The sequence below is a fragment of the Halobacillus litoralis genome, from assembly GCF_009856445.1.
Lineage (GTDB): Bacteria > Bacillota > Bacilli > Bacillales > Halobacillaceae > Halobacillus > Halobacillus litoralis.
Window position 1 is genome coordinate 98,028 of record NZ_WMFA01000003.1, and the last position, 23,056, is coordinate 121,083.

General features: G+C 45.0%; 18 protein-coding genes and 1 pseudogene. 12 read left to right on the plus strand and 7 right to left on the minus strand.

All coding sequences use genetic code 11. The features are described from left to right. Positions 1-18: 18 nt before the first annotated feature. Positions 19-2,253: a catalase/peroxidase HPI gene (katG, locus tag GLW00_RS10930; protein ID WP_160913971.1), complete on the minus strand. Its 2,235-nt coding sequence runs from the start codon at positions 2,251-2,253 to the stop codon at positions 19-21. 350 nt (positions 2,254-2,603) lie between these two features. On the opposite strand from katG, the gene GLW00_RS10935 reads away from it, so the two are divergent. Beyond that, positions 2,604-3,977 carry a hypothetical protein gene (locus GLW00_RS10935; RefSeq protein ID WP_160913973.1) on the plus strand — a complete coding sequence of 458 codons (1,374 nt, stop codon included), beginning with the start codon at positions 2,604-2,606 and terminating at the stop codon, positions 3,975-3,977. 101 nt (positions 3,978-4,078) lie between these two features. On the opposite strand, the gene GLW00_RS10940 is transcribed toward GLW00_RS10935, so the two are convergent. After that, positions 4,079-4,714 carry a YdhK family protein gene (locus tag GLW00_RS10940; RefSeq protein ID WP_160913975.1) on the minus strand — a complete coding sequence of 212 codons (636 nt, stop codon included), beginning with the start codon at positions 4,712-4,714 and terminating at the stop codon, positions 4,079-4,081. Between the two features lie 245 nt (positions 4,715-4,959). Between GLW00_RS10940 and GLW00_RS10945 the strand changes: the two genes are divergently transcribed. The 6 genes from GLW00_RS10945 (at position 4,960) to GLW00_RS10970 (ending at position 11,307) form a co-directional block, all read left to right on the plus strand. Continuing rightward, complete coding sequence (locus GLW00_RS10945) at positions 4,960-5,220, plus strand: SHOCT domain-containing protein (protein WP_160913977.1); 261 nt, start codon at positions 4,960-4,962, stop codon at positions 5,218-5,220. Between the two features lie 17 nt (positions 5,221-5,237). Beyond that, on the plus strand, positions 5,238-6,731 hold the full coding sequence (locus GLW00_RS10950) for a multicopper oxidase family protein (protein WP_160913979.1): 1,494 nt from the start codon (positions 5,238-5,240) through the stop codon (positions 6,729-6,731). 24 nt (positions 6,732-6,755) lie between these two features. Further along, positions 6,756-8,783 carry a heavy metal translocating P-type ATPase gene (locus GLW00_RS10955; protein ID WP_160913981.1) on the plus strand — a complete coding sequence of 676 codons (2,028 nt, stop codon included), beginning with the start codon at positions 6,756-6,758 and terminating at the stop codon, positions 8,781-8,783. An 81-nt stretch (positions 8,784-8,864) separates the two neighbouring features. Next, entirely contained in the window at positions 8,865-10,262 is a 1,398-nt protein-coding gene (locus GLW00_RS10960) for a sensor histidine kinase (protein ID WP_160913982.1), read from the plus strand. Continuing rightward, the gene (locus tag GLW00_RS10965) at positions 10,237-10,908 is read left to right on the plus strand and encodes a response regulator transcription factor (RefSeq protein ID WP_160913984.1); all 672 of its coding nucleotides are present in this window, start codon (positions 10,237-10,239) and stop codon (positions 10,906-10,908) included. The genes GLW00_RS10960 and GLW00_RS10965 overlap by 26 nt, the downstream gene beginning before the upstream one ends. 72 nt (positions 10,909-10,980) lie before the next feature. After that, on the plus strand, positions 10,981-11,307 hold the full coding sequence (locus GLW00_RS10970) for a four-helix bundle copper-binding protein (protein ID WP_160913986.1): 327 nt from the start codon (positions 10,981-10,983) through the stop codon (positions 11,305-11,307). A gap of 54 nt (positions 11,308-11,361) precedes the next feature. Here the strand turns inward: GLW00_RS10970 and GLW00_RS10975 are convergent, their stop codons facing one another. Then, on the minus strand, positions 11,362-12,546 hold the full coding sequence (locus tag GLW00_RS10975; protein WP_160913988.1) for a cation:proton antiporter: 1,185 nt from the start codon (positions 12,544-12,546) through the stop codon (positions 11,362-11,364). A gap of 164 nt (positions 12,547-12,710) precedes the next feature. On the opposite strand from GLW00_RS10975, the gene GLW00_RS10980 reads away from it, so the two are divergent. Next, positions 12,711-13,310, plus strand: a complete 600-nt coding sequence (locus GLW00_RS10980; protein ID WP_160913990.1) for a class I SAM-dependent methyltransferase — start codon at positions 12,711-12,713, stop codon at positions 13,308-13,310. A gap of 231 nt (positions 13,311-13,541) precedes the next feature. Here the strand turns inward: GLW00_RS10980 and GLW00_RS10985 are convergent, their stop codons facing one another. Next, positions 13,542-14,708, minus strand: a complete 1,167-nt coding sequence (locus tag GLW00_RS10985) for a DUF4317 domain-containing protein (protein ID WP_160913992.1) — start codon at positions 14,706-14,708, stop codon at positions 13,542-13,544. A gap of 177 nt (positions 14,709-14,885) precedes the next feature. On the opposite strand from GLW00_RS10985, the pseudogene GLW00_RS10990 reads away from it, so the two are divergent. Beyond that, positions 14,886-15,361, plus strand: a pseudogene (locus tag GLW00_RS10990) (ferritin). Positions 15,362-15,422: 61 nt separating this feature from the next. Here GLW00_RS10990 and GLW00_RS20500 read toward each other — a convergent pair. After that, positions 15,423-15,596, minus strand: a complete 174-nt coding sequence (locus GLW00_RS20500) for a hypothetical protein (RefSeq protein ID WP_202412464.1) — start codon at positions 15,594-15,596, stop codon at positions 15,423-15,425. A 195-nt stretch (positions 15,597-15,791) separates the two neighbouring features. Between GLW00_RS20500 and GLW00_RS10995 the strand changes: the two genes are divergently transcribed. From GLW00_RS10995 to mmuM, 3 genes are all read left to right on the plus strand, one after another. Next, on the plus strand, positions 15,792-17,981 hold the full coding sequence (locus GLW00_RS10995) for an ATP-dependent helicase (protein ID WP_160913994.1): 2,190 nt from the start codon (positions 15,792-15,794) through the stop codon (positions 17,979-17,981). A gap of 196 nt (positions 17,982-18,177) precedes the next feature. After that, positions 18,178-18,762, plus strand: a complete 585-nt coding sequence (gene srtD, locus GLW00_RS11000) for a class D sortase, LPxTATN-specific (RefSeq protein ID WP_160913996.1) — start codon at positions 18,178-18,180, stop codon at positions 18,760-18,762. A 292-nt stretch (positions 18,763-19,054) separates the two neighbouring features. After that, positions 19,055-19,999, plus strand: coding sequence for a homocysteine S-methyltransferase (gene mmuM / locus GLW00_RS11005; protein WP_160913998.1), 945 nt, complete (start codon positions 19,055-19,057; stop codon positions 19,997-19,999). A gap of 45 nt (positions 20,000-20,044) precedes the next feature. On the opposite strand, the gene GLW00_RS11010 is transcribed toward mmuM, so the two are convergent. Both GLW00_RS11010 and GLW00_RS11015 read right to left on the minus strand, forming a co-directional pair. Continuing rightward, positions 20,045-21,829 (minus strand): S9 family peptidase, encoded by a 1,785-nt coding sequence (locus GLW00_RS11010; protein ID WP_160914000.1) that lies wholly within the window; start codon positions 21,827-21,829, stop codon positions 20,045-20,047. Between the two features lie 122 nt (positions 21,830-21,951). Then, on the minus strand, positions 21,952-23,010 hold the full coding sequence (locus GLW00_RS11015) for an SDR family oxidoreductase (RefSeq protein ID WP_160914002.1): 1,059 nt from the start codon (positions 23,008-23,010) through the stop codon (positions 21,952-21,954). Positions 23,011-23,056: the final 46 nt, after the last annotated feature.

Here is a 23,056-nt window from a genome sequence, read left to right on the forward strand (position 1 = left end):
CAGCCTCCTGCTTCTTACTTACGCGTTATGATAAGCCAAATCTTTCTTCTTCTTCAAATCAAAACGATCCGCGTTCATTACTTTCACCCAAGCAGCAATAAAGTCATGGACAAATTTCTCTTTGTTGTCTTCCTGTGCATACACTTCACCGAGCGAACGCAGGACAGAGTTGGATCCGAAGACGAGGTCGACGCGTGTTGCTTTTCTGACAAGATCGCCTGTTTGACGATTGCGGCCTTCATATTCATTGTAATCACTCGGCTTCCACTCGATGTTCATATCAAGAAGGTTCACGAAAAAGTCGTTTGTCAGTGTGCCGACTTTGTCTGTGAATACGCCGTAGTCTGTGTCTTTGTAGTTGGCACCAAGTACGCGCATACCGCCGACGAGTACAGTCATTTCCGGTGCAGAAAGACCAAGAAGCTGTGCTTTGTCGACGAGCAACTCTTCAGGGCTCAACGTATATCTCTTCTTCTCATAGTTACGGAATCCATCCGCCATCGGCTCGAGGACTTCGAAACTTTCTTCGTCGGTTTGCTCCTGGGTGGCATCGCCGCGTCCGGATACAAATGGAACCGTGACTTCGACGCCTGCATCTTTGGCCGCTTTTTCTACGGCTGCGCTCCCTCCAAGGACAATTAAATCAGCAAGGCTGACTTCTTTATCGAACTGCTTTTGAATGCCTTCATAGACGGCAAGTACCTTGGAAAGCTGTTGTGGTTCGTTCACTTCCCAGTCTTTTTGTGGAGTGAGTCGGATGCGGGCACCATTCGCGCCACCACGCATGTCCGATCCACGATATGTGCTTGCTGCAGCCCAGGCCGTTTTCACAAGTTGGCTGACAGAAAGACCTGAGTCGAGAATTTTTGTTTTCAGCTCTGCCACTTCAGCATCGGTTAATTCGTAATTCACTGTTGGAATCGGATCCTGCCAAATCAAGTCTTCATCCGGAACTTCTGGTCCGAGGTATCTTGCTTTTGGTCCCATGTCACGGTGAAGCAGCTTGAACCATGCACGAGCAAAGGCATCGGCAAATTCATCCGGATTTTGATGGAAACGACGGGAGATCTTTTCGTAATCCGGGTCCATACGAAGCGCCATATCGGCTGTCGTCATAAAGGTAGGGACTTTTACCGAAGGATCCTCCGCATCCGGGGCCATGTCCTCTTTTTTAGGATTGACCGGCGCCCATTGGTTCGCACCTGCTGCACTCTTCGTCAATTCCCATTCGTAGCCGAACAATAGATCATAATAGCCGTTGTCCCAAACGGTCGGGTTCGCTGTCCATGCACCATCGACACCACTTGTGATCGTGTCGCGTCCTTTCCCGCTTCCGTGAGAGCTCATCCAGCCTAAGCCTTGATCCTCAATGTCAGCGGCTTCAGGGGATGCACCGACTTTGTCAGGGTCGCCGGCACCGTGAGCTTTACCGAAAGTGTGACCACCAGCGACTAGAGCAACAGTCTCTTCGTCATTCATTCCCATACGGGCGAACGTTTCGCGGATATCGCGTGCACTTGCAAGTGGGTCCGGGTTGCCGTTTGGACCTTCCGGGTTTACATAGATGAGTCCCATCTGCACAGCAGCGAGTGGGCTTTCAAGTTCGCGGTCGCCGGAGTAACGATTGTCGCCGAGCCACTCTTTTTCATTTCCCCAATAGACATCTTCTTCTGGATGCCAGATGTCCTCGCGTCCTCCGCCAAAGCCAAAGGTCTTCAATCCCATGGATTCAAGCGCGACGTTTCCAGTAAGTACGAGCAGGTCTGCCCAGGAGATTTTATTGCCATATTTCTGTTTGATCGGCCAAAGCAGACGGCGGGCTTTATCGAGGTTCGCATTATCCGGCCAGCTGTTCAGAGGTGCGAATCGCTGGTTTCCTGTGGCACCACCACCGCGTCCATCTCCTGTACGATACGTACCGGCTGCGTGCCAGGACATACGAATAAATAGGGGGCCATAATGTCCGTAGTCTGCCGGCCACCAGTCCTGGCTGTCTGTCATCAGCTCGTGCAGGTCCTGCTTCAGGGCGTAATAATCAAGTTTGTTGAATTCCTCTTCATAATCGAAGTCTTCTCCCATCGGATTCGACTTTTTATCGTGCTGACGTAAAATATGCAGGTTCAGCTGGTTGGGCCACCAGTCTTTGTTCGTTGTGCCGACTTTCGTTGTCGTTACGGCGCTTTCTTCTTTCGTTTTTTCGTGGGTTACGGGACACTTTCCAGCTTGGCTGTCATGCATTTCATTTTTGTCCATGAATGATACCCTCCTATATTTGTGAAAAAATTATAATCGGTCTTAGATTATAATTATAATAAAAAGAGTCATTTTTTGAAAGGCAGAACCCTCTGATTTACTGGAAAAATTTTATTTCATTATATAGAAGAAAAACGCGAATCATATTTTAATAGATTGATAAAGTTACGAATAGGGCTGTTAGTGGATGGGAAAGAGAAACCTGCATGGATAAACGCATAAGAAAAAGTCTCTGCTTTTCAAATACAAATTCATTGAAAAATATTCCCATTGTGTATAGCATGAAAGCATTGATTCTAGTAATCGATGCACCCAAACAAACATAGAAATCCAGTCGATGAGATAGGGGAATGATTGTGCGTCACATATCCAACTACTTGTACATATTTTACTCATTCGTGTTCGCCTTGAATGTCGTTCACGTGTTTTGGAACAATTCGACTTTATACACCATCATCGGAATTCTTGGAATCGTCATGCTGGCGATCAGTTTTCCTCGATCGGATCGTGTGTTCAAGATCTTAGGAATGGTGTTGTTAGTCGCCGGTGCGTTTTTCTTCTTCTCGAGTGAGACGACCTTCCAGGAGATTCCCTCGTTCTTTGCCGGGAACATTGGCCTGCTCTTCCTATTATCCATGCTTCCATGGATGAATAGTGTGGTAAAAGCGGGAAGGTATAACAAACTCCTGCAATCCTTATTAGGAAGTAACGCCAAGGGACTTGGTTCTTTATATGTCCGGAGTGAAGTCACCATGGTTTCTCTTGCCGCTTTCCTGAACTTGTCTTCCGCCACCATTTCCCAGGACTTGTTGAAGGAACAGTTGAAAGATGTGAAAACGAAGGTGAAGAACAGCTTCATTTTAATGGCGACACTTCGTGGGTATTCGCTTGCTTTGTTATGGAGCCCGCTGGAAATCCTGCTTGCGACTTCGATTTTCATTACAGGGGCGAATTATTTAGAAGTGCTGCCGTGGATGCTGCTGATCGCGGTTCTTGGTATTTCGATGGATTCTTTGATGGGGAAAATGATGTTTCGCAAATACGGGATGGAAGCACCCCCTTCACTAGAAAAAGGGACAGGGAAAAGCAGGAATAAACTCGTTCAGTTCATTGTCGCGCTCGTCCTGTTTTTATCCGTGGTCGTATTTTTAGGAAACGTCATTCAGCTGGACTTTCTTTTTGCTGTCACCGTATCGATCTTCCCCTTCGCTTTCACATGGGCGGTGCTTGTGAAGCGGAGACGGAGTTTCCTGCATGTCGGCTGGCCGACATGGAAATGGAAGACAAACCATTTAAGTAACTTCATCGTTCTCCTGCTGTCGCTATCCTTTTTAACAGAGACATTGAATGCTTCGCCATACTTAAAGTATTTACAGGATCCTCTGATTGCGCTTGAGGGAAGTCCGCTTCTCATCATGCTCTTCATTCAGGCTGCTTTCCTTGTGATGACGCTGCTGGGCGTTCATCCGCTTGCGACGATGGGGATCTTTGGTGGTGTCAGTGAACTGTTGATTGGAACGTTCCCTGAGGTGACCCTGACCATTCTTCTGTCTGCCTGTGCGATTGCTACGGTGCCTTCCGCCCCTTATGGTCTGATCGTTACCATCACTTCAGTAGCTTTACGGATGAATCCTTATCAGATTGTGCTGAGAAACCTACCCTATAGTATTCTGCTCGGTTTCTTAGGGATAGGAATCTCGCTTCTTACACTACTCGTCTACTAAGGTGTTTTTTAAAGGGGAGTTTCTAGAGCAATGGTCACCATATTTGGATAAGCATGGGGCGGTAGAAGATGATCTTCTACCGCCCCGTTTTTGTATAACTATTATTCAGGTGAACGCAATTCGTTTTCCGTTACCCATTTGTGGTCGGTCACATCCTGCTCCCCGTCAACGGTTGTAAAGTCAACCATGTAGACAGTGGTTTGTTCAGCTGTGTCGATGGTCGCCTTTACACCATCCATTCCTTCCATATGATCAGCCGCCAGCGTCACTTCTGTTCCTTCTGAGAGAGGAGCACTTTCCGCATTTTCGAGCTCTTCATGTATGACCCACTTGTGATTCGTCACCGGGTCTCCACCGGTAGTCGGGGTGAAAGATACGGCATAAGCGGTGGTATCAAAAGCTCCTGTCACGGTAGCCTCTGCCCCCTTCATTACTGAGTCATGACCCTCCGTGTGCTCGGCTTCAATAATCACCTGATCGCCTTCGTTATAGGCAGGATTTTCAGCGGTTTGCAATCCTTCTGGAATTTCTCCATCACTGGACATGCTGTGACCATGTCCTTCTTCCGTAGAATGATCGCCTTCCATATCATCTCCGCTCATTTCATCCTGACTGGTTTCTTCTGTCGGTGGTGTTTCTTCCGTATTCTTTTCAACTTCTTGATTTTCGCTATTCCCACACGCGCTTATAACCAGAAGCAGACTGAACAAAATTGTGATGACATAACCATTTTTCATTTCGCATTCCTTCCTTTTCTATATGATGGAAAACAATATACCAAATTTTTCTTCTATAGAGAAATGACAGCCCTCTTACAAGCGATAAATGAATCTAAGGATATAGAGCAATGAAAAGAGGATGAAGAAAAAGTCTATAAAAAATCCATAAATTCTGCACAATTGATGGGGATAGACAAATAGAACCTGTTAGCTTAAATATATACAGTACAAGGTATAGGTATTATGAAAAAGGAGGAATGAAAATGGGTGGAATGATGGACGGTAGTGGAATGGGAAACAGCTTCTTCGGGGGCTTTTTCGGCTTTGGATTGATTCTCTTGATTCTGATCATCGCCATCTTTTTCATTGTCAGATGGATGATGAAACCAAATGCAGAAGAGCGCAATTCCAATGATCGAGAACATAGGGAGCCAAGGTCTAAAGAGGTATTAAAGAGACGTTTGGCAAGCGGGGAAATTACAGAAGAAGAATACGACCGCTTGAAAAAGAAATTGGATGACTGATGTTGGAGGTGCAAATCATGAACAGGATGTGGCTCGGTTCATTTATGATCGTCGTGCTCATCGGCATAGGAGTCTGGGTATTTTTCCAATCTCCATTCATGCAACAGAAGAGCGCAGGGAACTTAAATACTAGTGAAGAAGGAACAAGTATTTTGGATATTCAACCGATAGAGGCTGGAAGCCGACCAACCAAAAAATTTGAACTAACGGCGGAAGAAACCGAGTGGGAAATACAAAAGGGGGAGTCCGTCCAGGCCTGGACCTATAACGGAAAAGTTCCTGGTGAGTCCTTACACGTTGAACAGGGCGATTTAGTCCAGGTTGAACTGCACAATGAATTAGATGTTCCTGTTACTATTCATTGGCACGGGGTTATTCTCCCGAATCGGATGGACGGGGTGCCAGGGGTGACCCAGGATGCTGTTGAACCAGGGGAGTCCTTCACATATGAATTCATTGCAGAAGACCCTGGAACGTATTGGTACCATTCACACCAACATAGTGCTCTCCAAGTAGACAAGGGATTATATGGGCCGCTTGTCGTTGAAGAAAAAGGAGACGAACCTGAGCAGGATGAAGTTTTCATTTTAGATGAGTGGGCGGTCAATCAGGACCGTGAGAATTGGACCAATATGGGCGGCATGATGATGGGTTCCATGCAGGGAGATGGAGAAGCCGATACAAAAGAAATGTACGATACTTTCACAGTGAACGGCAAAGCTGGCGAGGCCATCGAACCTTTGAGAATGGAAGAAGGCGAAACAGCGAGGCTTCGGTTTGTGAATGCCGGCTACCAGCTGCACCGTCTCGTTTTTCCTGAAGGCTCGATGGAAATGATTGCTGTTGATGCGGAACCTGTACAAAACTCGGGGGAAGACAACGTTTTGGAGATCGCCCCTGGTGAAAGGATCGATGTCTTATATACGAAGGGAGAATCCGATGAAATGATCGGGGAAATGCCTGCGGTTGAACACTCTCAGGATATGCAGATTCCCGTTCTCTCTTCGGATTCTAAAGCGGAGAATTTACAAGTAGAGGCTGAAGATCAGGCGGTAAGCAAAGGTACTTCCCATGCGAGTAAGGATCTGCTTTTTGATAACGTACCGGATGTGGACGTCTCGTATGATATGAACCTTAGTATGGGAATGAACATGGGAGAAGGGATGGTCTGGCAGATTAATGACGGTGTTTTCCCTGATACACCACCGATTCAAGTGGAAAAAGGAGACATCGTAAAAGTGGACATCACCAATGACGGGCGGTTGAATCATCCCATGCATTTGCATGGCCACCGTTTTCAAGTGGAAGCAGAAGGCGGAGGAGCTGTCGTGAAAGATTTGATTAATGTGAAACCTGGAGAATCGTATACGATTTACTTCGAAGCGGACAATAAAGGGGAATGGTTGTTCCATTGTCATGATAATAATCATGCGGATCGTGGCATGGTAACCATTGTCGATTACGAAAGTGTTTTTTCACCTTTCGAACTGAATCAGACGAATCAGCCTTAATTCACAGAAATGGAGGTTTGAACGATGAGTGAAGAACATTCTCATGAAAAACATAAAGAGCACCATCATGAAGAGTCTCATGAAGGCCATGATCATTCTCACGAAGGTCATGACCACGGGGCGATGATTGATGATTTCAAACGAAGGTTTTATATATCCTTAATCGTAACCATCCCTATCCTCGTCCTTTCTCCTATGATCCAGGAGCTTTTGGGATTCAGCTTCACGTTTCCGTTTGATCAATACGTGTTATTCGCTTTAGCTACATTCGTATTTTTCTACGGAGGATGGCCGTTCTTGACGGGAGCTATCGATGAACTGAAAAATAAAAATCCTGGAATGATGACTCTGATCGGGCTTGCTATATTCGTGGCCTATGCCTACAGTTCCCTCGTGGTATTCGGGTGGTCAGGAAGGAACTTCTTCTGGGAGCTTGCGACGTTGATAGATATTATGCTCCTTGGTCACTGGATTGAAATGAAGTCCGTAATGGGAGCTTCCAATGCCTTACAGGAATTGGTGAAGCTGATGCCGAGCGAGGCTCATCGCCTGACAGAAGGTGATCAAGTTGAAGATGTTCCAGTGAGTGAATTGAAGGAAAATGATCGGGTCCTTGTGAAGCCGGGAGAAAAAATCCCGGTTGATGGGAAAATCATAGATGGAAAGTCAGCCATTGATGAATCCATGCTTACGGGTGAATCGGTGCCGGTAGAGAAAGAAACGGGAGAAGAAGTCATCGGTGGTTCAATTAATAAAGAAGGAAGTCTCACGCTGGAAGTAGAAAAGTTAGGAGACGACACCTATTTATCACAGGTCATTACCCTTGTGGAAGAAGCGCAGAACTCGAAATCCAAAGCACAGGATTTCGCAAACCGGGCGGCTAAATGGCTGTTCTACCTGGCTCTGGGCGCAGGGATTACGACGTTTGTGGTGTGGCTCGCCTTAGGCTTTTCATTGGATGTCGCTCTAGAACGTATGGTCACGGTGATGGTTATTACTTGTCCTCATGCTCTAGGGTTAGCGGCACCATTAGTTGTTGCAGTATCCACTTCCCTTTCTGCGAAACAGGGGCTTCTCATAAGGAACCGGACACAGTTTGAAAATGCACGGAATGTTGATGCTGTTATTTTTGATAAAACAGGAACGCTCACCAAAGGGGAGTTCGGGGTGACCGACCTTATGCCGGAAAAAGACGATGAAAAGGACCTTCTTTACTGGGCTGCAAGTGCGGAGCAGAATTCTGAACACCCATTGGCTCAAGGGATTCTGAAGGAAGCAGAAGACCGGGAGATTTCTCTTGGAAAAGTGGAAGACTTTGATTCCGTTACTGGAAAAGGCTTGAAAGGAACCGTGGATGGAAAAGAAGTGAAAGTCATGAGTCCGGGATATATGGCAGAGAACGATTACGACTATGATCAGGACACCTTCAGCCGCTTATCGGAACAAGGCAAAACGGTCGTATTTGTTCTTCTGGATGACACTTATATCGGGATGATTGCTTTAGCAGATATGGTCCGGGATTCTGCGAAAGAAGCTGTATCTGAATTGAAAGAAAGAGGAATCCGCTCAATCATGCTTACAGGGGATCACCAACGAGTAGCTGACTGGGTGGCTGAACAAATCGGCATTGATGAAGTGTATGCAGAAGTTATGCCGGATCACAAAGCGGAGCAAGTGAAAAAGGTACAGGCAGAAGGCAGGAAAGTGGCGATGACCGGGGATGGAATCAATGATGCGCCGGCTCTCGCAACTGCCGATGTAGGGATTGCGATCGGAAGCGGAACCGATGTTGCGGTGGAAACAGCGGATATTGTACTCGTGAAGAGCAATCCGCGAGATATTGTATCAATCGTAACCTTATCGAAAAACACGTATAAGAAAATGGTTCAGAACTTATGGTGGGCAGCAGGCTATAATATCTTTTCGATTCCACTGGCCGCAGGCGTTCTTGCTCCTGTCGGCATCGTATTAAGTCCTGCTGTCGGAGCGGTCCTCATGAGTTTGAGTACAGTGATTGTAGCGATTAACGCAAAACTTCTCAAAGCATCCTGATTCCCATTTTCTGCACAGTTTCTGCACAAATAGAGGGTAGAATTGAATGAACAAGGTATTCCCCTGAAAATGAGAGGTTATATGAAGCATAAAATATCAATCAAATTAGGATTACTCTTTTTGATTTCTATGATTTTAATTGAACTTTTGCTTTTTGCCGTATTATATACAACCGTTTCTTCCCATCGAATCAATGAAGTAATGGAGGAGTTACTGACGCGCGGCGCAGGTCATCGGGATGTGTTGGAGAATAATTTTGATGAATCCACTCTCGCTCACGTTGCCTTGATGGAATCGGAGGCTGTAACAGAGGTGATCATTACCGACGGGGATGGAAACATCCTATCAGAATCGTTTAATGGAGAAACCTACCCTGATGTATTCTATGAAGCAATTGATGGAAAGGCAGAAGAAAAAGAGAGAATCATTGAGGATGAGTGGAGAACGGAGCCCTATGTGGCTACGCTCTCCCCGATTATCGTGGAGAATGAAGAGATCGGAAAGGTGATCATGTTTTCTCCCTCTGAAGTAATACGCAGCATCATTGGTCATCTCACCCGTCAGTTTGTTCTTGTTATGGTCGTCCTTATCCTGGTTACAGTCCTGATTGTTGGGGCTTTGTCCAAATTTATCACGCGTCCTCTTATTCGGATGAAAGAAGTCACAGAGAACTTAAGTACCGGCAAAGTGGAAGAGTATCTGGATGAACATCCGAATGATGAGCTGGGGGTTCTCGCCTCGTCGATCAACCGATTATCTGAGGATCTCGAACGGATAAAAAAAGAGCGTCACGATTTTTTATCTGCGATTGCTCATGAACTGAGGACCCCGCTCACCTATGTCAAAGGCTATGCAGATGTGGCGTCAAAAAAGGAGACATCCTTCAAAGATAAAGATAAATACTTGAACATCATTAAAGAAGAAGCCACGCACTTGACCGACATGGTTCAGCAGCTTTTTCAACTTGCAAAAATGGATGAAAATTCGTTTGTTATTGAAGCCCAACTCCTTGATGTGTCTTGTATTCTCGCAGAGGTAAAGGAACATCTGGAGCCTGCTTTAGAGGAAAAGAAAGCCCGATTGGTCCTGGATGTTCCGTCAAACACGAAAATTTATGCGGACCCTATGCGGTTCAAACAGGTCTTCTTTAACATCGTGGAAAATGGTCTCCGTTATGGAGGCGAAGAAACAAAGATAGCGATTACTGCTGGAACAGAAAAACAGCACGTAATCATCAGAATATCTGATAATGGGCCTGGTGTCCCCGAAAGCGCTCTGCCTTACTTATTCGAACGTTTATATCGTGTAGATAAAGCGAGATCCAGAGAGATCGGAGGAACGGGACTGGGCCTTTCCATTGTAAGGGAAATCATTGAATTGCACGGGGGAGTCGTGAAAGCTTTCAATGATGAAGGGTTGACCATCTTAATCACTTGGCCAAAGGAAGATAACGATGAAAAGAATTCTCTTAGTCGATGATGAAAAGCGAATGTTGGATTTATTAGAATTGTATTTGGTCCCTCACGGATATGAGGTTCGCAAAGTTAGAAGCGGAGCGGAAGGTTTGGAAGAACTCCGGAACTATTCTTACGACCTGGTCCTTCTGGATATTATGATGAAGGATATGGATGGAATGGAAACGTGCCGGCGCATACGTACATTCAGTGAGGTTCCCATCATTATGCTGACCGCAAAAGATCAGAAAGAAGATGTCATCCGAGGTTTGAAGACAGGTGCGGATGACTACATAACCAAGCCTTTCGATGAAGAAATCCTGATTGCACGCATTGAAGCGTTATTAAGGAGAGAAAATCCGCAAGCTTCCATCGAAATGAATGGCTTGGAGTGGAATAGTGATACATATGAGCTCCACTATGGGAGCGAACAGATCCCTCTGACTCCGAAGGAGTTCCAACTCTTAGGGCTTCTGCTGAAACATCCAAATCATGTCTATGATAGGAATGATCTGCTTGATCTCGTCTGGGGCATTCAATCAGACACAGGAGGAAGAACGATTGACTCTCATGTCCGTCACATCCGTGAGAAAATCCGGCGCACAGGTTTTCCGATCAATGACCACTTGAAGACGGTGTGGGGTGTCGGATACAAATGGATAAAAAAGTAAAAAACATGTTTACTTATACCGGTACTGGGTATTATAACTGTGTAAGATCAAAATTTTAAGGAGGAATTATGTATGGCTCACCAGCAGTATCAGGAAACGCTTAAGGTGCTACATGATTGTATGGAGGCATGCAACCACTGTTATGATGCCTGTCTTAAAGAAGAAGACGTGAAAATGATGGCTGAGTGTATTCGTCTGGATCGTGAGTGTGCAGATATTTGTGGATACTTAGAAGCAGCGATTACAAGAGGAACTCCTTATGTGGCGGAACTTGCATCCGTCTGTGCGAAGATTTGTGATGATTGCGGGAAAGAATGTGCCAAGCATGATCATGACCACTGCCAAGCGTGCGCGAAAGCCTGCCAGGATTGTGCAGATGCTTGTAGAAAAATTGCATAAACAAAAAACAGATCAGCTTTTCAGCTGATCTGTTTTTATTTTTGTAATAGGAGGCTACAGCAATTTCTTTGAAAGTGGATAGACTCCAAGGCTTTGGATGATAAGAGAAATCAGGACAGTGGCAAAGGCTAACGAAAGAAACATTTCATGAGTACCTGTCTGCTGCACTTGAAAACTTAAAATGAGAAACACAGACATTGTTCCTTTAAGTCCGGACCACGAAATGACTGTGGATTCACGCCAGGATATTTCCTTCCGCCAATGGGGGAAGAGGGTTGTGCTGCCGGCGATAATGAGGAACCGTACGAGCATGGATAAGATAAAGACGACAAACGCGAACCCCCAGACAGGGGTGCTTAAATAGGGGGCGGCTTTGATTCCGATCAGCAAAAATAATAGAGAGAGGCCGGAAATTTCTACAATCCCCCAAAAACCGTCCAATGTATCCTTGAAATGTTCTTCCTTGATCGTTCGGCCGTATTCGAAAGAAAGCATAAGACCGGCCGAAACGGTTGCAAGAACCCCAGAAACACCAAGGGCTTCTGCCAGGTTGAAAATGCCATAAGCAAGAACGATGCTCAGCATCACCTGGTATTCTTTGTTAGGCGTATAATGGATCCCTTTACTCATCAACCAACCGAACGCAATCCCAAGACCGGCTCCCCCTAAAGAAACGATTAAGAACTCGCTTGCGAAGGAGAGGAGAGTGAAATCCTCAGCGCTCGTATAGATGCCCAGAAGCACAGAAAACATCACGATGCTGGTTCCGTCATTCAGAAGGGATTCACCCTCCACCACATCCGCAATCTTTTCATTGCCGGTAGAATTCTTTAAGATCGAAACCACAGACACAGGATCCGTTGGCGTTAAAATAGAAGCCAGCAGTAATGCACCGATGAACGAGAGCGAAAGAAAAGGTCCGCTGATCGCATAGACAAGACCTCCTAAGAACCCGAGCGTCAACAGAAGACCGGCCGTAGCTAGAAAAAGGATCAAACCCATATGCTTTTTAAATTGATCTGCCGGGAAACGATAGGCGGACACAAATAATAGAGCGGGCAGAAACACATGATAAATCATATGCTCTGTCACTTCGATGGAAGAAAAGTAAGGGATGAAAGATAAAGCGATGCCGATAAAGACGAGAACCGTCGGTACAGGCAGGTTTTCCTGCTTTTTATCTAGTGTAAATATGAAAAAACCGATAAACAATAGGAGAATTCCTTGTGTAATGGACATGGTCGCCCTCCTTTATTTCTATGTATGGTTTGCCATTATCCTTAGGGGTAAATAATGAAACGTGTTTCTACGCAGCTATACGATATAGAGTTGCTTTTTCGCATAAGAGAGTGAACCCGTGCTATGCTTACCATAGACATTATATACAGAAGGGGGTATTTGAAATGTCTAAAGAATTTTGGAATAAGAGCTTTTCAAAAGATACTTATGTGTATGGGAAGCAGGCGAATACGTTCGTAGTTGAAAAGACTGAACAGCTGAAAGAAGCTGAAAAAATCGCTTGTTTCGCAGAGGGTGAAGGTAGAAATGCTGTGCACCTGGCAAAGCAGGGACATCACGTAACGGTCTTCGATCAATCGGAAGAAGGGCTGGCAAAAGCTGAACGGCTGGCAGAAGAAGAGGGTGTTCATATAGATGCGGTTCAAGCGGATTTTACGAAAAAAGAAATGGAACCTGGACAATTTGATGCAGCGGTTATGGTCTTCGGTCATGTTCCGAAAGATCATCAGCGTTTTCTTATTGATCAGATGATCAAGTCCGTGAAGCCTGGAGGATATGTTCTCTTTGAAGTCTATTCTGAAGATCAAATCATTTATGGTACTGGAGGGCCGAAGGATAAACAAATGCTTTATAAACCTGAAGAGGTGCTGGATTGGATCAGGGATTACAAGTGCCTTCACTTCTGTTATGGCGAAGCGGACCGGACGGAAGGGGAACGGCATACAGGGATCGGACATGTGATTCAAGCATTCATTCGAGTATGAGGAAAGGCACGTATATTCTTTATACGTGCCTTTCCTCATATGTTTTGTCCTAACTGAAAGTATATCTATCAGAGATATCAATTAAAGTTGTGAGATATCAATTAAAAATTGAATAAATCAATTAAATTTCCAACATATCAATCAATAATGAAAAATATCAACCAAAACTCTGCGAAAGTCCCTGCCCCCCCACGTGGGGGGGCAGGGACTTCCTTTTGAGTCTTATCACACTTATTCTCCGAAAGCCTCCGGCAGCATTTTGAATCCATCCACCTCTGCATCTTCTTCCACTTCAATCATGATGCAGCGTTTCCCTTTGTAATTGACCTGCCTGACATACTGCAGGTCCTGAGGGCTGATTGAAATATTAGCGATTTTCGTATTGATTTTAATCGACTTGGAGTTGTATTTCGGTACGATACTGCTTGCTTTCAGCTCATAGCCTTCATTATCGGTAATCTGGGCGAAGGCGTGTTTTACTTTTTCCGAATCGACCTGTTCACCGCTCGATTTCAAGACGCGTTCGACATCCCGGTAGTCGAGCTTCGGAGGAGTATCGTCTTCGTTTTCTTCGACGGTTCGGTTGATCTCCCCATACACATTAGCAAGGGTGGAAGGGCTCAGCTGGTCGCCGACGACGTCGCGGATGACTTCTTCGAAAATGGCTTTATCTTCTTTCGCCGTCATGATTTCTTCTCCGTTCAATACGTCTTCAATGAAACGATAGTCCGGTTCGTTCGCTTTTCCTGCAGAGTAGAGGATATGGTTCACGTCGGAAGCACCGTCTGTAATGCCTGGGAAAAGGAAGCCGGTCATCGGGTTCTTCAAGTCGATGACAGGATCGACTTCAATTTTATATTTAAACTCTTTCTCTATATAGTCGAACTGGATTTCTTTTTTCGGGTCCTCGGTTTTATTGATGCTGCAGAGGATGAATGGGTTTGAATACACAGCGTCGCGGCTGCTTTCCTCTGATTCTTCACTGCGGCGCCTCGTCGGTTTCATGTATTCGGCGCGGATGAAAGAAATGACGACATCCTTCTCATAAGGGTTGTCGCGGATGATTTTTTCTGTCATCTGGAGCATTTGTTCCTTCCAGTCGTCTACATGATTACTTAATAAACCTTTATGTAATATCAGCTGGCTGTTTTCTTCGGCTTCTCGCTGAAACTTCAGTTCGAACAACTTTTCATCCAGCTGCCCGGTGAGAAGCTTTTTGAAATTGTTCATATAAAGTTCCTGCTGGTCTTTATCGAGCATTTCAAATGGCTGGCTTTGGTGATGAAAAATTTCCGTCGTTTCTTTCATAATATAGACGTTGAAGATGTTCTTGATCTTCAGTAGGTCATTATCCACTTTAAGCTGCCTGCGGATACCGGCGATGTCTTTTTTGTCCATCCATCGTTCACTCCTAAATTTCGCTCTCTATCGTTCTCTTATTTTAACACAGGTAGAAGAAAGAGGATAAGAAAAATAAGGAAGTGCAGCCGCGCTTCTCTGTATATCTTTGCCCTCGTGGTCATACATTTTTAGGGTGAGCCATATACAAAGGGAGGTGGAAGCTTGAATAAGGAAATGGAGCAATTATTCAATCGGCTGATTGAAATTGAACACGTATCAACGACCTTATACTTAGCGATGTCTGCCTATATGGGGAAGAAGAATTATACAGGAATGGCCAATTGGCTACGCCTTCAATCAGAGGAAGAACGGACACATATGTTGAAGTTGATTGATTATGTCGTAGATAAAGATGGGACGGTGCAGTTGTCTTAAATTCCTGCCCAGCCGACAGAATATGGTTCACCACTCGAAACGTTCAAAAGGTGTTGGAACATGAGCAGTTTGTCACCAATTCTTATCGTCAGGCTTTCAATTATGCGAACCAGACCGACCCTCAAGCGGCCGTCATCATCCAGGATTTCTTAAGAGAGCAGATAGATGAAGAAGCTCAAAGCCAAACGATTGTGGACCGCTTGAAACTGGCACAGGATAATCCTTCAGCCATTTTATTACTGGATCAGGAGTTAGGCCAAAGGCAGGCGGTCTAGAATGGAAGGTATCCTGCCTTCTAACGAAAAAGGATTCCCGCATAAGGGAATCCTTTTTTTATTAGTTGTCTTGTTTTGCTTTTTTAGATTTGCGTGCTTTTTTAGCTTCTTGTTTGTGAGCTTCGTTAGCTGCTGCACTTCCGAATTCCTGAGAAAACTCAGTATCGGCCTGTTTAGGGTCAAATCCCTTTTTGTTCTTTTGTTCTGCATCATGTTTCTTCGTTCTTTTCGCCATGATCTTTCACCTCCCTCTCTTTTTTATTATGATTCGGATTGTAATTTCTCATGTAAGTGAGGGAAGAAATTCATCTAGAAACGATTGCAAATCCAATGTATAATAAGTGAAGTTGTAAAAATAGATGGAAGAAGCGCGTGTGCCTTCTTCCATCTATTTTTTCGTTATACGTTGATCGGAAGGAGGAGGAGAGATATGGATTTTTTTGAGCGGATGAAACAGGAGACGGGTGTCCTTTTGAATGAGGTGCAGCAACAGGCGGTGGTGCACACGGACGGGCCGCTGCTTTTGCTTGCGTCACCCGGGTCAGGGAAAACGACGACACTGAATATGAAGATCGGTTATTTGATTCTTGAGAAGAAAGTAGACCCGGACCGGATCATGGCGGTCACATTCAGTAAAGCGTCAGCCCGGGATATGTCGGAACGTTTCGATCGTTTCTTTTCCGGTCTGACGAATGAAAAGGTCCACTTTTCCACTATCCACAGTTTCGCATACAAGGTGGTCCGCGAGTCCTTACGAAAGAATAGTCAGGATTTTCAGCTGATTGAAGGAAACATCAGTGATGAAGAATTGAAAAAAGGCTGGGACGGCCCGGAAGTTCCGCTTCATAAGAAGTTCATTTTGAAGAAGTTGTATGAAGACACAAATGGCGTGCAGATGACGGATGATGAGATGGACGAGCTGATGAGGTACATCAGTTTTGTGAAGAACCGGATGTTGGAAGGGAAAGAGCTTGACCGTGTCTCTTGTCAGGTGAAACAGGCAGCGGTCATCTATCAATCGTATGAAGCGTTCAAAAAGAAAGATCCGTTCAAGTTGCTGCTGGATTTTGATGACATGCTGACGTATTGTCATCAAATTTTATTGGACGATGCTGAAATCCTATCCAAATATCAGCAGCGGTTTGAGTACATGTTGACGGATGAAAGTCAGGATAACTCGTTGGTTCAGCATGAAATCGTTGAATTGCTGGCAAAACCGCAGAACAACCTTTGTGTCGTAGCGGATGATGACCAGTCAATCTTCATGTGGCGGGGTTCAGATGTCGACAAACTTTTAGATTTTGAAGAGACGTATCCGAACGGGACGGTCCTGACGATGTCCCAGAACTACCGCTCCTCCGAGGATATTGTGAAAGTATCCAATCAGTTTATCAAACGCAATAAGAAGCGGTATGCGAAAGAAATGTTCACGGAAAATGAGGCCCATACTCCCATCGAGATCAAAAACTTGAGCAATTATGAAAAGCAGGTGAAATATCTCACGGAGCAGCTGAAAAAGAGGAACCCGGGTGAAGAGGTGGCTGTCCTTTACCGAAACAACGCCTCGGCTGTGCCGATCGCTGATCAGCTCGATAAAGCCGGCATCAATTTTTACATGAAAGACATCGATCCGAAGTTTTTTAAACACTGGGTCGTAGAAGATATCCTGAACTTCATGCGTTTTTCCTATAATGACCGCCGTGTCGATATTCTCGAGCGTATTCACACGAAGTTTAATGCTTACATTTCGAAAAAACAGATCTTCTTTTTGAAAAAGAGAAACAGCCAGGTGTCGATTTTTGATCGGCTTTTGGAGAAGGACATTCCTGACTATCAATCAAAGAACATCAAGAAGGCGAAAAAGCTTTTTAAAGAAATCAACGAAATGGAGCCCGCCCAGGCGATCCGCACGATCAGGGAAAAGCTCGGTTACGATCATGCCCTGCAGAAGATGTCCGAGAAGTTTGGATTCAATGCTGAACACTTGATGAATATCTTGAACACTCTGGAAAAGATCGCTGAGGGGTTAGGGTCACTGAAAGGATTTGCTGACCGCTTGAAGGAGTTGGAGAAGCTCCTTCAAACTTCGAAATACAATAAAAATCAAAGCACCTTGACGCTGACGACGTTCCACAGTGCTAAAGGTCTTGAATATGACAAAGTGTATATGATCGACCTCGTCAATGGAGTCATTCCATCGAAGGATGATATGGAAACGTACCGCAATAAGGAGGCTGGACCGATGGAAGAAGCCGTCCGCCTTTTCTATGTCGGCATGACGCGCGCACGAACAAACCTTGAGTTACTGACGTACAACTACAAAGGTAGTGAACGCGTAACGGAGTCGATTTTCCTGATGAACGTGAGAAGGATCCTTCAGCCGGAAGGGGAGAAGAAGACGCTGAAAAAAAGGAAGCGGCAGGCTCCTGATTTATCAGACGAAAATCTGCTCCGAATGGATGATGTGGAGATTGGCAAACGCATCACTCACCGGAAGTTTGGTCAGGGAATGATTAAGGAATTTGATCGTGACCAGATCGGCATCCAATTTGAAGACGCCGGTTACAAGGAACTGTTGTTAGAAGTTTGTTTGGATAATGGGTTATTGAGTAAGGGATGAAAAGAAATAGAATGTAAATAAAACCACCAGGAAGGTGCCGGGTCTTTAGGATCCTGGCACCTTTTTCATTCCATTCAGTAAGGCATTTACATTCTTTTACAACCCTTTCATCTCTTCTTATCGTTTACTTAATAAAAAGTATTTAACATAGGTCCTAGAAGCGAAGTTTACTGAATCGCAAAGGAGATGAAGTCTGATGATCCGAAAACTTAGCATCATCTTCATAACAATGGGACTCTTGGTGGTTTTGTGGAACGGTTACCCATGGTGGATGCAAAGTCAGGTCGTTACGGAGGGACCCGGAAATACTATGGTTTCTGAACAGTTGAGTGACTCTTCCAATCCAATGGATTATGTGTATGCTGACACGTATGAAGGGGACGGAGAGCTGACAGTTCCTAAACTTGGAAAAAAGTATCCTGTGGATTACGATTCTGATCCAGACACTTTAAAGAAAGGAATCGGGATGTTAGATACATCCTTTGCATCATCTCCTTCTGAAGGTGGGCACACGGTTCTTGCTGGTCACAGTGAGACGACGTTTGCCGGTCTAAATGGTTTAGTAGAAGGGGATTTTATCTATCTCACAGAGAACAATATCGAATATGAATACCAAATTAATAAAATATGGGTGGCGGACTCGGAGGATACATCATTTCTTGTTCCTACATCATCTCCAACTTTAACGTTCACCACCTGTTATCCGTTCGACTTTACAGGTTCTGCCCCTGAGCGTTTTATCGTACAAGCGGATTTAGTGAAACAGCAGGAAATACAATAAAGACCGCCCCCCCTTTTCGTGATGAAAGGAGGGGGTTTTCGTTTACTTTCATTACGTGATGGACGGTGGGGGAGATATTATAGGGGGCTGATCTTTAGAATAAATGTACGACTGGCATACTTTTTATGAAATCAATGGGGGAAGTTCCAGAAAATATTGAAGTCCTGCTTAAGAACAATGAGGCTGCCCTCTCTTTAAAGAAGAAGTAGTCTATTGCTCTTGCAGGAATGCAGCTCTTTACTGTCGAAAGGTCCTTAAAGCAAAAAAGATTAGTTAGAAGGGGGAGCCACGGATGAATATTGATCCAATCAAACAAATACTAAGGCAGGATTCCATTATGGTCCTGGATGGGGCATTAGCGACAGAACTTGAAGCACATGGATGTGACCTGGATGATCCTTTGTGGTCAGCGAAAGTACTACTGGAAAAGCCAGAAGCTATAGAGTCTGTACATAAAGAATATTTCAAAGCGGGAGCGGATTGTGCGATTACTGCCAGTTATCAGGCAACGCTTCCTGGTTTTGCCGAGCGGGGCTTTTCCAAAGAGCAAGCGATATCGTTGATTAAAAAAACGGTGGAGCTTGCCAGGAGCGCAAGAGACGAATATTGGGAAGAAACAGATGCTGTGAACAAAGTGAAGCCGTTAGTGGCCGCTTCAATCGGACCTTATGGAGCTTATCTGGCAGACGGGTCGGAATACATAGGAAATTACGGGGTAACGGATCAACAGTTGATTGATTTCCACCGTCCAAGAATGAAAGCAGTGGTTGAAGCAGGTGCAGATCTTTTAGCGATGGAAACGATCCCTTCTTTTCAAGAGGGGAGAGTGTTGGCTTCCTTATTAAAAGAATTTCCTAAGTCATTTGCCTGGATGTCTTTTACTTTAAGAGATGGAGGTAAAATCAGTGACGGTACGGATCTTCAAACGTGTGTGAAAGAGCTGGATGATCATGGGCAAATCGCTGCAGTTGGAGTGAATTGTGCACCAATGGAGATAGCTGCAGATGCAGTGGCTCTCCTGAAAGAACATACAGACAAGCCCGTACTTATATATCCGAACTCCGGCGAAACGTATGATCCTGATTCCAATACGTGGCACGGAGAGGGTTCCGCGGTGTGCTTTGATGACGCATCCGAGCGTTGGATTGATAAAGGGGCATCAATCGTTGGAGGATGCTGCCGGACGACTCCTGACCATATTCGCAGGTTGGCGGAGAAGTGGAAATGTAAAGGGTAAAGAAAAAAGAAGGCTGACGGTAAAGTCAGCCCTTCTTTTTCATCTTTATTGCGTGTATCTTTGAAGGAAGTCGAGGACTTTCCTATACACGAGGATTTCGTTTTCTTTCTTGGAAAACCCATGCCCTTCATCCTCCAGGACAATGTAATCCACGTCTCTTCCCTTCTTTTTCAAAGCCTCAACAACTTGATCGGATTCGGCTTTGACTACGCGGGGATCCTTTGCCCCCTGGATGACAAGCATCGGTTTCGTCATGGTATCTAGGTAGTTGATCGGAGAATCTTCTTCGAGCTTTTCTTTATCCTTTTCAGGGTCACCGACGAATTGGGCGATGGCCGGCTTCCAGTGTTCAGGAACGGAATCTATGAAGCTGAACAGGTTGCACGGACCGAAGATATCGACGACCGCTTTGAAATATTCCGGATGCCTGCCGTGAAGAAGGAGTGCCATGTAACCTCCGTAACTCCCACCCATCAGCAGAATGCGATCCTTCGTTGCATATCCCTCATCAATCAACCAGTCGAGACCAGCGACATTATCGATCCTTGGAGCATGTCCCCAATCGCCTTCGATCATTTTTGCGAACTTCTGACCATATCCTGTCGATCCCCGGAAGTTGGGTGCGAAAAGGCTGTATCCTTCATGGACGAGGAACAGGAAAAGAGAGCGGAAGGAAGCGCGTTCCGCCGCTTGTGGTCCGCCATGCGGCCAAAGGATCATATGGCCGTTATCTCGTTCAGGCTTTGGACGGTAGAGGAGAGCTTCAATTTCCAAGCCGTCAAAAGATTCATAGGTAACATAATCAGGCGCTATCAAATACTCATCTTTCACGCCCGGGACCCCGTATTTCGTTAACGGTTCCCAGCCTTTTTCCGACTGTTTATATAGATTGGCAGGTACTGTTTCAGAGTCTCCCCGAAGGTAAACCGTTCCAGACGCAGCAATGACAAGTTGATCGATGACGCCAACTGGTGACTCCAGCTCCTCGAGTTTGTCCCCGTCGAGCTTAAAACGATAAAGCTGATCGCGTACTCCTTTTTCACTGATGATGTAGAGAGATTCGGTTGTTTGATCATACTTTATTTGCTTGAAGTCCTCTGACTCTACATGAGCGACTTTTTCAAAGTCCTTGGTTTCTAGATTGAAGCGGGCGAGGTAGGAGAAGTCACTTTCGTAATTGGTGAGCAAATAAATCTCCTGTTCGGAAACGAAAACGGCTTCGGTCACCGTGTGCTGAGGCTCAGGTGAAGGAGTAAGAAGAAGCTCTTCCTCTTCTGTCTTTACATAAAACAACTGGTATGTATTCGAAAAACCTTTCATATAGAGAAAGCTTTTCTCCTCAGGGCTTTTGTCGACGAGAATCGTCATCCCACCTTCGCCGTGGACAATGACTTCTTCCTCATCAGTGTCTAAGTTGTAGCGGTAGCCTTTCATGAACGTTTCATCATCTTTTGTTGATGTATAATACAACTGTTTCCCGTTATCGGATATAAAGGGGAGGATGTGGCGCGCGCCTTCTTTTTTCCTAACAGGTTGAAGGGTTCCCCCCTGAGGCGGGACCGCATAAATCTGGCCATTTTCATCACCATCTTCATCCACTACAACTATTATGAATTCACCTTTAGGATCGTAGGTGATGTGCTCACAGCTTTGATTATGAAACGTGAGTGGATAGGGGAATGTATGTGGCAGGTCCATCGCCCATAGATTGTATTTGCCATTCAAGTTTGTACTGAAGACAAGCTGGGACTCATCCGGACTTATGGCAAACGTCTCTATTCCATAGGTTTGAAAAAATTGCTCCACATCGGGTTGTGGGAAGTCTAACATGATTGATTCCTCCTGGTCTTTTGTAATGTACCTTTTATACCATTCGATCTTTTCCTGAATATCCCTTTTTTCTTAAAAAAATGACCGAAGAAAAGCAATCACTTCTTCGGTCATTCTTGGTTTTAGGGCTTGACCGGCGTCCTGTTTCCATAAAGGATCCGTTCAATCATCGCCTTGTCCATATTCAAATGATTCATTCCATTCTTATGAAGGAGTTCCCGGGTGTTTGTATCATCAAAATCAATGTTTTTATTCCAATAAGGACGGAACACCTGCATCGGAGCATTAAATCCTTGTTCTTCTTTCGTTAATTCACCATCGTAATCGGATGGGACCATCTCGATATTATGAAAGTCAAGTTTCTCCTTGACCATTTCAAACAACAACCGATTCGTTGGTGGATGAGGATTGGTAATGTGATAGATGTCCTTTGGGTGATCCGTGATCAGGGCTGCGTGGAGTACATCCACTACATAGTCGACGGGCACGAAGTTTTGACTCGTCTCTCCATTACACAAAAACTTAAATGTTTGGTTCTGAAGTTCTTTTTTTCGTGCTGTCCGTTTCTTGAGGATTTCCAGGCCGCGAATGACTCCATACAAGGCAAAACTTGTGTCTGCTTCTCCGGTTTGCGAATCTCCGATAATGATCGAAGGACGGAAGATTTTAATGTTTAACGTATGACCATAGCTGAGCACGAGGTGTTCGGCATGACATTTGCTTTCTTCATAAGCGTTCACAAATGTCTGGTCTTTTTCGTGTAACTGCTCCGTGGCATGGCGCTTCATTCCGAGTGTATAGGCCGTGCTTACATAGTAGAAGTTTTTAGCATGAATGTCCTCAGCCAGATGAAGTACGTTTTTTGTCCCGTCCAGATTGACTTTAAATGTTTTATCGCGTTCTTCTTCATCAAAAGAAAGGAATGCAGCACTATGGTAAACCGTGTCAATCTTATCTTTCAATAGAAAGAGTTGTTCTTCACTGACTCCCGCATCTTTAAGAGATAGATCGCCTTCGATGATGTGGAGGTTTTCTTTGGTGTCCACCGGAACTTCCTGACTGAGGTTTTCCGCTTTCCGTTTATTCCTTACTAAAGCATAAACGTCATGGCCCTCTTTCAGTAGTTTCAATGTCAGTTGTTTTCCCAAAAAGCCTGTAGCTCCTGTGATTAAAATGTTCATGTTAGCTCCTCCGATGTTTCATTCATGAGTCTATCTAACAGCTGTG

Bases quoted from the DNA above. Each gene is read 5' to 3' on its own strand.
- katG (WP_160913971.1), bottom strand. From the start codon at position 2,253: ATGGACAAAAATGAAATGCATGACAGCCAAGCTGGAAAGTGTCCCGTA.
- GLW00_RS10935 (WP_160913973.1), top strand. From the start codon at position 2,604: ATGATTGTGCGTCACATATCCAACTACTTGTACATATTTTACTCATTC.
- GLW00_RS10940 (WP_160913975.1), bottom strand. From the start codon at position 4,714: ATGAAAAATGGTTATGTCATCACAATTTTGTTCAGTCTGCTTCTGGTT.
- GLW00_RS10945 (WP_160913977.1), top strand. From the start codon at position 4,960: ATGGGTGGAATGATGGACGGTAGTGGAATGGGAAACAGCTTCTTCGGG.
- GLW00_RS10950 (WP_160913979.1), top strand. From the start codon at position 5,238: ATGAACAGGATGTGGCTCGGTTCATTTATGATCGTCGTGCTCATCGGC.
- GLW00_RS10955 (WP_160913981.1), top strand. From the start codon at position 6,756: ATGAGTGAAGAACATTCTCATGAAAAACATAAAGAGCACCATCATGAA.
- GLW00_RS10960 (WP_160913982.1), top strand. From the start codon at position 8,865: ATGAAGCATAAAATATCAATCAAATTAGGATTACTCTTTTTGATTTCT.
- GLW00_RS10965 (WP_160913984.1), top strand. From the start codon at position 10,237: ATGAAAAGAATTCTCTTAGTCGATGATGAAAAGCGAATGTTGGATTTA.
- GLW00_RS10970 (WP_160913986.1), top strand. From the start codon at position 10,981: ATGGCTCACCAGCAGTATCAGGAAACGCTTAAGGTGCTACATGATTGT.
- GLW00_RS10975 (WP_160913988.1), bottom strand. From the start codon at position 12,546: ATGTCCATTACACAAGGAATTCTCCTATTGTTTATCGGTTTTTTCATA.
- GLW00_RS10980 (WP_160913990.1), top strand. From the start codon at position 12,711: ATGTCTAAAGAATTTTGGAATAAGAGCTTTTCAAAAGATACTTATGTG.
- GLW00_RS10985 (WP_160913992.1), bottom strand. From the start codon at position 14,708: ATGGACAAAAAAGACATCGCCGGTATCCGCAGGCAGCTTAAAGTGGAT.
- GLW00_RS20500 (WP_202412464.1), bottom strand. From the start codon at position 15,596: ATGGCGAAAAGAACGAAGAAACATGATGCAGAACAAAAGAACAAAAAG.
- GLW00_RS10995 (WP_160913994.1), top strand. From the start codon at position 15,792: ATGGATTTTTTTGAGCGGATGAAACAGGAGACGGGTGTCCTTTTGAAT.
- srtD (WP_160913996.1), top strand. From the start codon at position 18,178: ATGATCCGAAAACTTAGCATCATCTTCATAACAATGGGACTCTTGGTG.
- mmuM (WP_160913998.1), top strand. From the start codon at position 19,055: ATGAATATTGATCCAATCAAACAAATACTAAGGCAGGATTCCATTATG.
- GLW00_RS11010 (WP_160914000.1), bottom strand. From the start codon at position 21,829: ATGTTAGACTTCCCACAACCCGATGTGGAGCAATTTTTTCAAACCTAT.
- GLW00_RS11015 (WP_160914002.1), bottom strand. From the start codon at position 23,010: ATGAACATTTTAATCACAGGAGCTACAGGCTTTTTGGGAAAACAACTG.